Source organism: Streptomyces purpurogeneiscleroticus (assembly GCF_020024005.1).
Classification (GTDB): Bacteria; Actinomycetota; Actinomycetes; order Streptomycetales; family Streptomycetaceae; genus Streptomyces; species Streptomyces purpurogeneiscleroticus.
In genome coordinates, this window is sequence record NZ_NHSG01000386.1 from 1 (window position 1) to 14,022 (window position 14,022).

The following is a 14,022-nucleotide window of genomic DNA, read 5'->3' on the forward strand; positions in this document are numbered from 1 at the left end:
GGTACTTGGTGGGGGTGCTGGTTCGGGGTGGTTGTTCTGGGGCCCGCTTCGGGGCGCTGGTGTCAGGTGGCTGGTTTCAGGTGCCTGGTTTCAGGTGCTCGTGTGAGGCTTGTCGGCGGGTCGGGGGCCGGTCCGTGCCGCCATTCGGGTCACACGCCTGCGGCGTGGGTGGCGTCGGCATCCGCGGTGCCTTGCGCGGTGCCCTGGACGACGGCCGTCGTGGAGCGGCGGCGTTGGATGACGGCGATGGCGACCGTGGGGATCAGGGTCAGTACGGCGATGCCGACGCCGATCACAACGGGGCCGGTCGCCCCGAGACCGGAGTCGAGGGCCAGGCCGGCGATCCACGATCCGATCGCGGTGCCGAAATTGAACGCCGAGACGGTCAGGGCGGACCCCAGGGTGGGCGCCCGCCCCGCGAAACGGACGGCCAGCGCGATCAGTACCGGGTTGGCACCGAGCCCGAAGAGCCCCAGCAGGGCGACCAGCGCGACCGTGGGCGCCGCATGGCCGGAGAGCAGCCGGACAGCCATCAGGATCATCGTGGACGCGGCAGCCGCCACGATGGTCGTCGCGTGCGGGCGGGCGTCCCCGATACGGCCCCCGATGATCGAGCCCGCCAGGGCGCCGATGCCGAAGCCCACGAGTACCAGCGGCACCAGGCCGGCAGCGATGCCGGCCCGGTCGGTCAGCAGCGGCGAGATGTAGGAGTACGCCGACAGCACACCGCCGGTCGTGGTCGCGCATGCCGCCAGCGCCAGCCAGAGGCGGCCGGAGCGCAGCGCCGACAGCTCGGACCGGATGGAGATCGCCTGGGGGTCGGGGCTGTCGTGCGGGACGTAACGGGCGATGAGCCCCACGGCCGCCACGCCCAGGGCCGCGAGTGCCCAGAACGGTCCCCGCCAGCCCATGAACTGTCCGGCGAACGCGCCGAGCGGCACACCGACAACATTGGCGAGCATGCCCCCGGCCCCCACCAGGCCCAGTGCGCGGGAGCCGGCGGCGGGCCCGGCGATACGGGCGGCCACCACATTGGCCACCGCCCAGAACGCTCCGGTCGCCAGCGCGGTCAGGAATCGTGCTGCCAGCAGCAGCGCGAAGCTGGAGCCGAGCGCGACGACGATGTGTCCGGCCGCGAAGACGGCCAGGGCGAGCATGAGCGTCAGCCGCCGGGGCAGCCGCAGCGTCAGCATCGCCATCAGCGGCGCGCCGATGATCATCCCGACCGCGAAGACCGTGATCAACAGTCCCGCCCGGGCGACGCTCACCTCCAGGTCGCCCGCCATCTCCGACAGCAGGCCCGCCACCACGAACTCGGTCGTGCCCATCAGGAACGTACCCAGGGCCAGTACATGGATCACGAACGGAAGCCGGGTGGCCGGACGCTCGCTCTCTTCGATGCGCACGTCGCCAGGGGGGCGCAGGACGCCGCCTCGCGTACTCATTGCTTCCTTCCACAGGGGGTGGTGATCAAGCTGTCGATCCCACGAAACCGGCTTTGTCGCGCGCGCAACAGGTCGGGCTTATGGGGGGGGACAACCTCAACCTCCCTACTCGGCGGTCAGTGGCTACCGTGGATCAGATGGACCACCGCGCGGACAACCGCACCGACATCCGCGATTTCCTCGCCAGCCGGCGGGCCAAGATCACCCCGGAGCAGGTCGGACTGCCCACCAGCGGCCGGCGCCGGGTCCCGGGGCTGCGGCGCGAGGAGGTCGCCGTACTCGCCGGAGTGAGCACCGAGTGGTACACACGTCTGGAGAAGGGCCACATCAGCGGCGTCTCCGAGGACGTGCTCGCCGCGGTCGCCGAGGCACTGCGACTGGACGAGGACGAGCGGACTTACCTGTTCGACCTGGCCCGAGCGGCCCGGCCCGCCCACCGCACGCCTTCTCGCCGCAAGGACATCGAGGTCCCGCCCTCCGTCCAGTGGCTGCTCGACTCCGTGACGATGTCCGCCGCATTCGTACGCAACGGCCGCTTGGACGTCGTCGCCAGTAACGCGCTGGCCCGGTCCCTGCACGCGCCGATGTTCGACAGTGACACCGTGGACAAGAACGGGCGTGCCAACTTCGCCCGCTACCACTTCCTCGACCCCGGCTCCCAGCACTTCTTCGTCGACTGGGAGGACGGCGCGAAAGCCACCGTCGCGCTGCTGCGCGCCGAGGCCGGGCGCGAGCCCCACGACCGGGCGCTGCGTGAGCTCATCGGTGAACTGTCCACGCTCAGCGCCGAGTTCCGCACGATGTGGGCCGCGCACGACGTCCGCATCCACCACGGCGGAATCAAGCGGTTGCAGCACCCCGAGGTCGGCCACCTGGAGCTGACCTACCGGTCCCTGGACCTGCCCGTGTCCCAACGGGCAGTGCACGACCTGACCCTCTACACCGCCGAGCCCGGCACCGCCTCCGAAGACCGCCTCAAGCTCCTCACGAGCCTGGCCGCCACCCAGTCCCTAACCCAGGCAGCCGAGCCCAGGAGCAGCTCGCGGCCGGAGTGAACACGGTCTTTATCGAGTGAAGTGCGGAGAAGTCATTCTCTCCCAGGAGAAGAGACCAGAAGTCGCACATACCGCCCTCTGAGTATTGACATACCGCTTCTTCGCCTGGCTATAGTTCCGCTCGCTTCGCTCGAATAAGGCAGGCGTTCGAGCGCCCCCCACGCTCTGTTCGCGCTGCTCGCTTCCACGAGCGTGTGCGCCCAGATTCACGGGTGCCTGCTCACTGGGTGAAGGGCAACTTTCCGTGCGTCGTCATATGAAGTATTTAGCGTTCTGTACCGCACTCGTCGCAGCACTCCTGACGATCGATACGAGCAGCAGCCAGGCCACGAACGCCGGCAGAGCCCGAGCGGCCGCGCAGCCGGCAGACGCTGAGGCAGCGGCCTCCCGCAGCGAGGCCACCTACTCCTACGGCTCGCACACCCGCCAGAAGCTGGACGCCTACTGGAACCCCACCAGCGGCACACAGCCGGGCATCGTCATCCTCCACGGCGGTTACTGGTACGAGGACGCCGGCTGGGCCACCTGGTCCCGCACCTTCGCCGACGCCGGTTACGCCACCTTCTCCGTCGACTACCGACTCAACTTCGACGCCCCCTGGCCCGCCCAGCGCAACGACGCCCTCTCCGCCCTCACCTGGATCAAATCCAACGCCGCCCGCTTCGACCTCGACCCGAACCGCATCGTCATCCTCGGCTCATCCGCAGGCGGCCAGATCGGCACGGCGGTGGCGACCTACGGTTCCGGTGCCGACCGCGTCAAGGGCGTCGTCGGCCTCTCCCCCGTCAACTCTCCCTACCGCGCCTGGAAAGACGGCAACCACGACACCAGCACCGCCAACGAACGCAAGGTCCGCGACAACGCTGCCGTCCTGACGCGCTGCTACCCGGACTCCACAGACACCGACACTTCCATGCACCCCAGCTGCTGGGGCACTTGGAAGGACACCGTCGTCAAAAACCGCGCCTCCGGTGCCAACGACGCCCCCATGTACCTCCTGCACTCCGAAGACGACTTCATCCCCGTCACCCACTCCACCGACCTCGAACGCGCCGAAGAAGTCGACCACGACATGCCCGCAAACGGCGTCACCGTCGAAACCATCCCCGGCAACGCCCACGGCGGCGCCATCCTCAACGCCCCCGGGATCAAGAGCAAGGTGCTGTCCTGGATCGCCGCCCGCACTTGATCGCCGCGCGTGCTCAGGGGGCGGGATCCGCAGCCACCGTGACTCGGCCGGCGCCTGAGTCTGCGTCTGCGCCTGAGTCCGCGCCTGAGTCTGCGTCTGCGTCGATGCCGGTACCGCCTTCGGCGGGGAGCTCAGCGAGTTCGGCCAGGTCCCGGCCCTGGTCATCCACCCAGTACCTGGTGCCGGTGGAGCGCGCGGGCCGGAGCGACCGTGAACTCCTCCAGGCCAGGCACCGGGTAGAGCACCGACGCTGTAATCACATGGCTCGCTCCGGTGTCCCAGAGCTGGAACTGGACGAGCTTCACATCGATACCCATCTCGTTCAGCCACACGGCCGACGATGTCACCTGCCGTGGAAACGTCCGGGACACCAGGATGAGCCGGGACACCATGGCGGCATAGGTGACCGCCTGCAGATGCACATCGTCCGGCGCGGCGTCGCGCTTGAGCTCGATGACGACGAGATGCCCGTCCGAGTCGAGGGCCAGCAAATCCAGCCGGTCGCGGACCTTGCCTCCGGCCGAGGTCGCCCACTTGTCGTACTCCTCGGTCAGGATGAGGAGGCCTGGTTCGATGAGGGCGGGGTCACGGGTGATCCATTTCTGCAGGTCGGACCGCTCCCGCAACCCGAGATCGGCCCGCTTGCGCAGAAAGCATCTGCGGTTTTGCCCATACAGTTGGGGTATGGACGGTGTGGAGCTGCGGCAGTTGCGGTGTCTTGTCGCGATTGTCGACGAGGGCAGTTTCACCGATGCCGCCATCGCGCTCGGCGTCTCCCAGGCAGCTGTGTCCCGCACCCTGGCCTCCCTCGAGCGCTCGCTCGGGGCGCGGTTGCTGCGGCGTACCTCGCGTGAGGTGACTCCGACGGGGACCGGGCTGCGCGTGGTGTCGCATGCCCGGCGGGTGCTCGGTGAGGTGGAGGATCTGGTCCGGGAGGCCGCGTCGGGGCACACACGCTTGCGGATCGGTTACGCGTGGTCGGCAGTCGGCCGCCATACGCTGGCCTTTCAGCGCCGCTGGGGTGACACGCACCCCGAGACGGAACTGCAGCTCGTGCGCGTCAACTCCGCCACCGCCGGGCTGGCGGACGGCGCCTGCGATCTTTCCGTAGTACGCATACCGCTCAATGACACCCGTTTCGACTCCGCCATCGTGGGACTGGAACGGCGCCTGTGTGTCATGGCCTCCGACGACCCACTGGCCCGGCGCCGCTCGGTCAGGCTCGCCGACATCAGCGGGCGTACGCTGCTGATCGACCGGCGGACGGGCACCACGACGACGGAGCTGTGGCCACCCGGCGCCCGTCCGGCGACCGAGGACACCCGCGATGTCGACGACTGGCTCAATGCGATTTCCACGGGCCGCTGCGTGGGCATGACGGCGGAATCCACCGCCAACCAGTACCCACGGCCCGGTGTCGTCTACCGGCCGGTGCGCGACGCCGAGCCGATCGCGGTGCGGATCGCCTGGTGGCGCGATGATCCGCACCCCGCCACCCAGGCCGTGATCGAGCTGCTCACCTCGCTCTATCGCGCGAGCTGACATTCGATCCGACGACGTTCGAGCTGACGTGTGGGCCCGGGCAGCAGGTCGACCATCCGCCGCGGCCCGGCCACGGCGCACTGCACAACGGCCGCCGCTGCCGGCCGACCTTCAGGACGACCGGCCTTCAGGACGAGTGGACGCGCGGCTCGATCTGCCGGCCGCCGGCGAAGTCCGCGGTGTGGTGGGCGACCCATTCGGCGTAGGTGTGGGCAGGGCGGCCGGTGACCTGCTCGATGGTGGGGAGTACGGGGGTCGGCGTAGTCCGGGAGGCGGCGAGCTGGTCCAGGAGGAAGTCGACGGCCGGGGGCGGCATGTGGTTGATCAGCCGTTGGCGGACGTCCTCGCGGGATACCTCCTCGAAGCGGGCCGGGAGACCGAGCGTCTCCCCGATGATGCGGACCCGGTCGATCTGGCTGAGCGCCTGCGGGCCGGTGAGTTCGTACGTCTTGCCGGGGTCCGGAGCGAGCAGGGCGTGGGCGGCGACCGCGGCGATGTCGCGCTCGTCCACCGGTGCCATGGCGCCACCGCCGTACGCGCCGCGTACCGTTCCGTCGTGCCTGAGCTGGTGGGCCCAGCCGAGGTCGTTGGCCATGAAGACGGTGGGGCGGACGAAGGTCCAGGACATCCCGGAGTCGGCGACGGCCTGTTCGCAGGCGAGGTGCTGCTCGCCGATCCAGCCGGGCTCGGGGAAGGTGACGGAGTCCGAGGAGAGCAGCACGATGTGTTGCGTACCGGCCGTCTTGGCGGCGGCGAGGAAAGCGTCGAGGGCACCGTGGACGGGGAAAAGGAATGCGCGGTCCACGCCCTGCAGCGCGCTGGCCAGCGTTTCCGGGCGGGTGAGGTCTCCGGCGACGGCCTCAACGCCGTCGGGCAGATTGCAGGTGGCGGGGTCGCGGGTGAGAGCCCGTACCTTCTCTCCTGCGTCGAGCAGTTCGCGCACGAGGTTGCGGCCGACGTTTCCGGTGGCACCGGTGACCAGGATCATGGGGGTTGTCTCCTTGCGGGTTTCCGTGCGTACGGGGCTGGGCTCGGCCCCTAAGGTATGGCGGCGTGCGCACGGCAGGCGGGGAAAGTCAGTCGGTGGGCAGGGCCCGCACCGCGCCCGTGTCGGCGGACTGGGCCAGCGCAGCATAGGCGCGCAGGGCCGTGGAAACGGGCCGTTCGGCGCGGCGTGGGCGGTAACCCGAGCTGTCGCGTTCAGCGCGCCGGGCGGCGAACTCGGCTTCCGGCAGCTGGAGTTCGAGGGTGCGGGCCGGGATGTCGACGGTGATCAGGTCGCCATCGGTGACGAGGGCGAGTGGACCTCCGGCGGCGGCTTCGGGCGAGACATGGCCGACGGACAGGCCCGAACTGCCGCCGGAGAAACGGCCGTCGGTGACCACTGCCACGGAGTGGGCGAGGCCCCGGCCCTTGAGGTACGCCGTCGGATACAGCATTTCCTGCATGCCCGGGCCGCCGCGCGGACCCTCGTAGCGGATGACCAGCACACTGCCCGGCTCCACCCGCCCGGACAGGATTGCTTCCACCGCCTCTTCCTGCGAGTCGGTGACCACGGCCTTGCCGGTGAATACGGTCATGCCGTCGGGGACGCCGGCGGACTTGACCACCGCCCCGTCCGGAGCGAGGTTGCCCCGCAGCACGGCCAGCCCGCCGTCGGGCGAGTACGCGTGAGCGCTGTCGCGGATGCAGCCCTCGGCCGCGTCCAGGTCCAGCGATTCCCAACGGGCCGACTGGGAGAAGGCGGACGCGGAACGGGCACCGCCCGGCGCGGCGTGGTAGAGGTCGACCGCCTCCGGGGAGGGCGCGGGGGCGCGGACGTCCCAGCCGGACAGCCACTCGGTGAGCGAGTCGGCGTGCACTGCCTTCACGTCTTCACGCAGCAGCCCGGCGCGGTGCAGCTCACCCAGGAGGGCGGGAATGCCACCGGCCCGGTGGACGTCCTCCATCAGGTACTCGCTGCTCGGGGCCACCTTGCACAGGCACGGCACCTCGCGCGAACGCGCCTCGATGTCGGACAGGTTGTAGTCCAACTGGGCCTCGTGGGCGGCGGCGAGCAAGTGCAGCACGGTGTTGGTGGAGCCGCCCATCGCCAGATCCAACGCCATCGCGTTGTCGAACGCCGCCCGGGAGGCGATCGCCCGGGGCAGCACGCCGGCGTCGCCCTTGCCGTAGTACCGCTCGGTCAGTTCCACAACGGTCCGCCCGGCCTGCTCGTACAGGGCTCTGCGTGCGGTGTGGGTGGCCAGCGTGGTGCCGTTGCCGGGCAGGGCCAGCCCGAGGGCCTCGACCAGGCAGTTCATTGAGTTGGCCGTGAACATCCCGGCGCACGAGCCGCAGGTCGGGCAGGCCGACTCCTCGATGGACGCCATGTCGGCATCGGAGACGTCGGGGTTGACCGCCTCGGACATGGTGGTGACGAGGGTCAGGCCCGTGCGGACCGTGCCGTCGGACAGCACTGCCCGGCCGCCCTCCATGGGGCCGCCCGAGACGAACACCGTGGGGATGTTCAGCCGCAGTGCGGCCAGCAGCATCCCCGGTGTGATTTTGTCGCAGTTGGAGACGCAGACCAGGGCGTCCGCGCGGTGCGCCTGGACCATGTACTCGATGGAGTCGGCGATCAACTCCCTGGAGGGGAGCGAGTACAGCATCCCCGAGTGGCCCATGGCGATGCCGTCGTCGATCGCAATGGTGTTGAACTCCCGCGCGATGCCGCCCGCCGCGCCGATGGCCTCACTGACGATCCGGCCCACCGGCTGCAGATGAGTGTGACCGGGGACGAACTCGGTGAAGCTGTTGGCCACCGCGATCACCGGCTTCACACCGATGTCCGCACTGGGCACACCGGAGGCACGCATCAGGGCGCGTGCCCCGGCCATGTTGCGGCCATGGGTGACGGTGCGGGATCTCAACTCTGGCATGCGCCGATCTTCGTGGCGCACGGGCGCACCGAGAAGACGCCCCGACTGCTATTACTCCCACTACCAGCACTTATCCTGCGTCCATGGGAACAGCAGAAGACCGGCGGAAGGAACTGGGCGACTTCCTGCGCGCCAGGCGTGCACGGCTCAATCCGACAGAAGTCGGCCTGCCCCCGGCCGGTCCGCGCCGTCGTGGCGGTCTGCGCCGCGAGGAAGTCGCCACGCTCTCCCAGGTCAGCGTCACTTGGTACACCTGGCTGGAGCAGGGCCGTGACATCCAGCCCTCCCGGCACGTCCTGGACGCCCTCGCCCGCACGCTGCGCCTGACCCCCGCCGAGCACGTCTACGTGCTGACCCTGGCCGGATACGCCCCCCTCACCCAGCCCGCCGGGCCGGCGGGCCACACCGCGCCCGCCCACGTGCAGCGGTTACTCGACGCGCTCGTCGGATTCCCCGCGTACGCCATCGCCCCCGACTGGACGGTCACCGGCTGGAACGCCGCGTACCTCGAGCTGTATCCGAACGTGGCCACCGTCGCCCCGGAGGAACGCAACCTGTTGTGGATGGTGTTCACCGATCCCTACGTCCGTGACCTGCTGCCGGACTGGGAAGTGACGAGCCGTCGGTTCCTCGCCGAGTTCCGGGCGGAGGCCGGGCCCCGGCTCGGTGACCTCGCCGGCTCCCCCGCCATCCAGCGCCTGCTCGGGGCCAACGAGGCGTTCCGTGCGGCCTGGCAGGACCACCACATCGAGGGCTTCACCTCCCGGATGCGTGTCTTCGACCACCCGATCGCGGGAGTGCAGCACTTCGAGCACCATCGCCTGGCCCCTGCCGACCACCCCGACGTGCATGTGGTCGTCTACACACCGGTCCGGACGAACGACAACAGGACGCCTGTCGACCACTAGGCGATCCAACAAGCGGCACACGCGGGGGAGTTCGTACTGAGCGCCTGAACAGCCTTGTTGCAGGCCCAGCAGCCTGCGGTTTCGCCTGCCCTTATGTCCGGTATGCGACACATGACCGGCGCGTCAGCCGCGGCTTTCAAGATCAATCCCGTTGACACCGGTCCCCCGATGTCGAATAGTAGGCGGGCCAGTTGAGGGCAAAGCCAACGTGCTGCGGCCCCAATGCACTCCCGTTCACGCTGTGAGTCACCGCGCCCGAAGCCGTGCGCATCGACAGCATGAGCGGGCGCCTCGCCGACGGTTCGGCGAGCGCATCGCCGAACGCCTCGCCGCCGGCTGCCACTCAGGAGCAGCCCGCATCCGCGCATCGGCTCACTGGTGTTGTTGGGGCATGACAAAGGGGGAATTGAATTGGCTATTTTGTGTCGACCTGCGGTCGCCGTTCCGGAAAACATCATCACCATGGAACAGACCCTGGAGTTCGCCAGGGAGGCGCATGCGGGAAAGCCGCAGCTGCCGCTCGCACTCCGGCTGATACAGAACACCGGGGTGCAGAAGCGGCACCTGGTCCAGCCCATCGAGGAAACCCTCAACCACCCGGGCTTCGAGGAACGCAACCGCATCTACGAGCTGGAATCGAAGAAGCGCTGCCCGGAAGTCATCGAAGAAGCCCTGGCGAACGCGCGGCTGAATGCCAAGGACATTGACGCGATCATCTACGTGTCGTGCACCGGATTCATGATGCCCTCGCTGACCGCATGGCTGATCAACCACATGGGATTCCGCTACGACACCCGGCAGCTGCCGATCGCGCAGCTGGGCTGCGCGGCGGGCGGCGCGGCGATCAACCGCGCCCACGATTTCTGCGCGGCCCACCCCGACAGCAATGTGCTGATCGTCTCCTGCGAGCTGTGCTCCCTGTGCTACCAGCCCGACGCCGATGACATCGGCTCGCTGCTGTCCGACGGGCTGTTCGGTGACGCGGTCGCGGCCGCCGTGATGCGCGGCCGCGGCGCCACCGGCGTCCGCGGCGTGCAGCTGGAGCGCAACGCCTCGTACCTCATCCCGAACACCGAGGACTGGATCTCCTACGCCGTCCGCGACACCGGCTTCCACTTCCAGCTCGACCGCCGCGTCCCGGGGACGATGGAGCCGCTCGCCCCGGTGCTGCGCGAGCTCGGCGAGACCCACGGCTGGGACGCGGGTGACCTCGACTTCTACGTCATCCACGCCGGCGGCCCGCGCATCCTGGACGACCTCGCCAAGTACCTCGAAGTCGACCGCACCGCCTTCCGGCACAGCTCGGCGACGCTGACCGAGTACGGGAACATCGCCAGCGCCGTCGTGCTCGACGCGCTGCGCCGGCTGTTCGACGAGGACAGCGCGGCCCCCGGGCACAAGGGTCTGCTGGCGGGCTTCGGCCCGGGCATCACCGCGGAGATGACGCTCGGCACCTGGGTCTAGCAGGAATGGACACGGCCGGCCAGACCAAAAAAGCGAATGAGGTTACCCAGTGAACGGCATTGTCGTTGGGCCCGGCGGCGGGCGGAAAATCATCACGCCGGCGCAGGAAATCACCTTCAAGGTGACGGGCGCGGACGGCTCGAGTGCGTCGGTGTTCGAAGTCGTCGTGCCGCCAGGATTTGATGTCGGCGCGCACAAGCACCACCACTCCCAGGAAATGTTCTGCGTGCTCGAAGGCGAACTGGACATCTTCGCCTTCGAACCGGAGCGCTACACCTCGGAGGGCTGGACGGACTGGAAGTCCGCCGCCGGAGACCGCCCGGCGCGGGCCACTGCGGGCAGCATCGCTTTCGTCCCGACGGGCTGCCCGCACGGGTTCGCGAATCGCACCGACGCACCGGCGCGGGTGCTCTTCACCGTGAGCCCGTCGCCCCAGCACGAGGTCTACTTCGAAAAGCTGGCGGAGATCTTCGCCGCGCCCGGGCCGCCGGATCCCGAGGCGATCGAGCGCCTGCGCCACGACTACGACATCACGCAATTCACCCCGCTGCGCCACCACCGCCCGCAGCCGGGTGCCGCTGACCGCTGAGCCCAGGAGAAGACACCATGACGAACACCGTAAAAATCGACGACGTCTATTCCGCCATTGAGCAGTCCGCGAAGCTGCTGGACCTGCCGCTGGAGTCCGACAAGGTCAAGGGCGCGCTGGCCGCGTTCGAGCCGGCGTTCACCAACGCCTCGGTGGCCCTCCGCATTGCCACCGGCGCGCGTCGCGAACAGCTGATGGGTTACCGGTACATCAAGTACACCGGTGACCTGGACCCCTATGAGACCGCGGTGTCCAAGGGGCTGCTGGCGCGCGGCGACCACCCCGCGGACCGGCTTTTCCAGGACGTCAAGGAGCGGTTCCCGATCGAGGGCACCGGCGGGGATTTCGAAATTGCCGCCGGCTTCCAGAAGATCTGGTGCTTCTTCCCGAGCAGCCGGCCGCAGCCGCTCGATGAGCTGTCGAAGCTGGAGTCGATGCCGCGCGCCGTTGCGGACAATCTCGACCTGCTGGCGCGCTACGGGCTGCACTCGGCCAGCCTGTTCGCGGTCGACTACACCTCCCACACCCTCAACATTTACTTCGACGGCCTGCCGGACGGCACCTTTGCGCCGGAGCGGGTCCGCGAGCTGACCCGCGAACTCGGAATTCCCGAGCCGAGCGAGTACGAGCTGGAGCTGTGCTCGAAGGCTTTCGCGGTGTACTTCACGTTCTCCTGGGAATCGTCGAAGATCGACCGTGCGTGCTTCCCCGTGCTCGTCCCGGAGCCCGAGCTCGTGCCGACCGACCTGGGGCCGACCATTACGAAGTTCGCGGCCGGGGTTCCGTTCGCCGGCGCCGACCGCAAGTGCATTTACGCGACCACGCTGTCGGCACGCGGGAATTACTACAAGCTGGAGCCGTTCTACCACTGGCAGCCCGCCATTGTGAACGCCATGCACCTGGCGAACTCGCCGGACGAACAGTCCGCGTAATTCCGTCCGGCTCTCACCACGCAAAGGAAGCTCATGCCGACCAGCCCTTCCCACTCCTCGCCGACCGAAGCGCCGGCCGCCATCATGCTCGAGCTGGTAGACGAGCAGGGCACTACGATCGGCACCGCGGAGAAGCTGTCGGCGCACCAGTCTCCGGGGCAACTGCACCGGGCGTTCTCGGTGTTCCTCTTCGACGCAGGCGGGCGGATGCTGTTGCAGCGCAGGGCGCTGGGCAAGTACCACTCCCCCGGCGTGTGGTCGAACACCTGCTGCGGTCACCCCTACCCGGGCGAGCCCCCCTTCGTGGCGGCGGCCCGCCGCACTGGGGAGGAGCTGGGCATTGCCCCCGCGCTGCTCCAGGAGGCGGGAACGGTGCGCTACAACCACCCCGACCCGGCGTCCGGGCTGGTGGAGCAGGAGTACAACCACCTGTTCGTGGGGCTGGTCTCGCAGGCGCCGCGGCCCGACGCCGAGGAGGTCGGGGAGACCGCGTTCGTGACGGCGGAGGAGCTGGCGGCGCTGCGGGAGAACGCCACGTTCTCGGCGTGGTTCCCGACGGTGCTCGACGCGGCGCTGCCGGGGATCCGCAAGCTGGTGGGCGGCGCCGGCAGCTGGTAACCGTTCAGTAGGAGAACCGAAGCTCCGGTGGGGCGGGCGATGCCTCAAGTCGCCTTGTCCCACCGGAGTTTCGTCGTGCCGTGAATCGTGGCACCGCAGAACTACAGAAGGAAGGAGAACAGCGGCGACCCCGGCGAGATGCGCTCAATGGACAGCGGGCTGTCCGCCATGCGCCGCAACAGGCTGTCGAGGTCCTGGGCGTCTTCGAGTTCAATGCCCACGAGGGCCGGCCCCGTCTCCCGGTTGCTCTTCTTCACGTACTCGAACGCAACGATGTCCTCGCCCTTGTCGAGTACACCGTCGAGGAAGTGCCGCAACGCCCCCGGCTGCTGGGGAAACGTCACGAGGAAGTAGTGCCGCAGCCCCACATGCACGAGGGACCGCTCGACCACCTCGGAGTAGCGGCTGACGTCATTGTTTCCCCCGGAGACCACACACACCGTGGTGCCCGCCGTGGGCCCGAGCTGCCGGGCCGCCGCGCTCGCCAGCGCTCCGGCGGGCTCGGCGATGATTCCGTCGGTCTGGTAGAGGTCGAGCATCTCGGTGCACACCGCACCCTCGGGGACGGCGACCACGTCGTCCACCAGTTGTTCGGCCACGGCGAACGACTGTTCGCCGACCTTGCCCACCGCCGCTCCGTCGACGAACGAGTCGAGCCGGTCGAGCGCCACCGGTGCGCCGTGCTTCAGAGCCGCCGTCATGCTGGCGGCACCGGCCGGCTCGGCGCCGATGATGCGCGTACGCGGGGAGTGCTCGCGCACCCACGTGGCAATGCCGCTGATCAGGCCGCCCCCGCCGACGGGCACCAGCAGGGTGTCGACCGGACTGTCCGCCTGCTCCAGGATCTCCCGGGCGACCGTGCCCTGCCCCTCCATCGTCCGTACATCGTCGAACGGATGCACGTACACGGCACCGTCGCGCTCGCTCTCCCAGTGGGCCGCGGCGCTTGCCTCGTCATAGGTACTGCCGACGACGACAAGTTCCACGGCGTCGCCGCCGAACGCCGCGATGCGTTCCCGCTTCTGCTTCGGAGTGGTGGACGGCACGAACACCCTGCCGCGAATTCCGAGCCTGCTGCAGGCGAAGGCCACTCCCTGGCCGTGATTGCCGGCACTCGCGCACACAACGCCACGCTGTCGCTCATCGTCCGGGAGCGACGCCATGAGATTGAAGGCGCCACGCACCTTGTAGGAACGACAGACCTGCTGGTCCTCCCGCTTCAGCAGCGTCCGACTTCCCAGCAGGGCGGACAGCCGCTGATTCTCGTCGAGCGCGGTGCGGCGTACCACCGAATCGATACGCCGGGCGGCTTGTTCAATTCCCGTTGCAGTGAGGACTGTCGACATCCCGGGATGCTAA

Annotated in this window: 13 protein-coding genes; 8 read left to right on the top strand and 5 right to left on the bottom strand. The window is 68.8% G+C overall.

The genetic code is table 11. From position 1 onward, the window contains the following. Positions 1-149: 149 nt before the first annotated feature. Positions 150-1,445, bottom strand: coding sequence for an MFS transporter (locus CCS38_RS27980; RefSeq protein ID WP_223736112.1), 1,296 nt, complete (start codon positions 1,443-1,445; stop codon positions 150-152). Between the two features lie 137 nt (positions 1,446-1,582). Here CCS38_RS27980 and CCS38_RS27985 point away from each other — a divergent pair, with 137 nt between their 5' ends. Both CCS38_RS27985 and CCS38_RS27990 read left to right on the top strand, forming a co-directional pair. After that, positions 1,583-2,500 carry a helix-turn-helix transcriptional regulator gene (locus tag CCS38_RS27985; RefSeq protein WP_223736113.1) on the top strand — a complete coding sequence of 306 codons (918 nt, stop codon included), beginning with the start codon at positions 1,583-1,585 and terminating at the stop codon, positions 2,498-2,500. A 256-nt stretch (positions 2,501-2,756) separates the two neighbouring features. Further along, positions 2,757-3,689: an alpha/beta hydrolase gene (locus CCS38_RS27990; protein WP_223736114.1), complete on the top strand. Its 933-nt coding sequence runs from the start codon at positions 2,757-2,759 to the stop codon at positions 3,687-3,689. A 161-nt stretch (positions 3,690-3,850) separates the two neighbouring features. Here the strand turns inward: CCS38_RS27990 and CCS38_RS27995 are convergent, their stop codons facing one another. Next, a complete protein-coding gene (locus CCS38_RS27995; protein WP_223736115.1) occupies positions 3,851-4,315 on the bottom strand; it encodes a PDDEXK family nuclease in 465 nt (154 codons plus the stop codon). A 58-nt stretch (positions 4,316-4,373) separates the two neighbouring features. Here CCS38_RS27995 and CCS38_RS28000 point away from each other — a divergent pair, with 58 nt between their 5' ends. Then, positions 4,374-5,231, top strand: coding sequence for a LysR family transcriptional regulator (locus CCS38_RS28000; protein WP_223736116.1), 858 nt, complete (start codon positions 4,374-4,376; stop codon positions 5,229-5,231). 127 nt (positions 5,232-5,358) lie between these two features. On the opposite strand, the gene CCS38_RS28005 is transcribed toward CCS38_RS28000, so the two are convergent. Both CCS38_RS28005 and ilvD read right to left on the bottom strand, forming a co-directional pair. After that, positions 5,359-6,219, bottom strand: a complete 861-nt coding sequence (locus tag CCS38_RS28005; protein WP_223736117.1) for an NAD(P)H-binding protein — start codon at positions 6,217-6,219, stop codon at positions 5,359-5,361. An 88-nt stretch (positions 6,220-6,307) separates the two neighbouring features. Further along, positions 6,308-8,152, bottom strand: coding sequence for a dihydroxy-acid dehydratase (gene ilvD, locus CCS38_RS28010; RefSeq protein WP_223736118.1), 1,845 nt, complete (start codon positions 8,150-8,152; stop codon positions 6,308-6,310). Between the two features lie 83 nt (positions 8,153-8,235). Between ilvD and CCS38_RS28015 the strand changes: the two genes are divergently transcribed. The 5 genes from CCS38_RS28015 to idi all read left to right on the top strand — a co-directional run bounded on the left by CCS38_RS28015 (position 8,236) and on the right by idi (position 12,663). Then, a complete protein-coding gene (locus CCS38_RS28015) occupies positions 8,236-9,060 on the top strand; it encodes a helix-turn-helix transcriptional regulator (RefSeq protein WP_223736119.1) in 825 nt (274 codons plus the stop codon). Between the two features lie 462 nt (positions 9,061-9,522). Further along, positions 9,523-10,524, top strand: a complete 1,002-nt coding sequence (locus CCS38_RS28020) for a type III polyketide synthase (protein ID WP_308050885.1) — start codon at positions 9,523-9,525, stop codon at positions 10,522-10,524. Positions 10,525-10,573: 49 nt separating this feature from the next. Next, entirely contained in the window at positions 10,574-11,113 is a 540-nt protein-coding gene (locus CCS38_RS28025; RefSeq protein ID WP_223736121.1) for a cupin domain-containing protein, read from the top strand. Between the two features lie 17 nt (positions 11,114-11,130). Next, positions 11,131-12,045 carry an aromatic prenyltransferase gene (locus CCS38_RS28030; protein WP_223736122.1) on the top strand — a complete coding sequence of 305 codons (915 nt, stop codon included), beginning with the start codon at positions 11,131-11,133 and terminating at the stop codon, positions 12,043-12,045. Positions 12,046-12,078: 33 nt separating this feature from the next. Continuing rightward, positions 12,079-12,663: an isopentenyl-diphosphate Delta-isomerase gene (gene idi / locus CCS38_RS28035; RefSeq protein WP_223736123.1), complete on the top strand. Its 585-nt coding sequence runs from the start codon at positions 12,079-12,081 to the stop codon at positions 12,661-12,663. Positions 12,664-12,764: 101 nt separating this feature from the next. On the opposite strand, the gene ilvA is transcribed toward idi, so the two are convergent. Continuing rightward, positions 12,765-14,009, bottom strand: coding sequence for a threonine ammonia-lyase IlvA (gene ilvA, locus CCS38_RS28040; protein WP_223736124.1), 1,245 nt, complete (start codon positions 14,007-14,009; stop codon positions 12,765-12,767). Between the last annotated feature and the right edge of the window lie 13 nt (positions 14,010-14,022).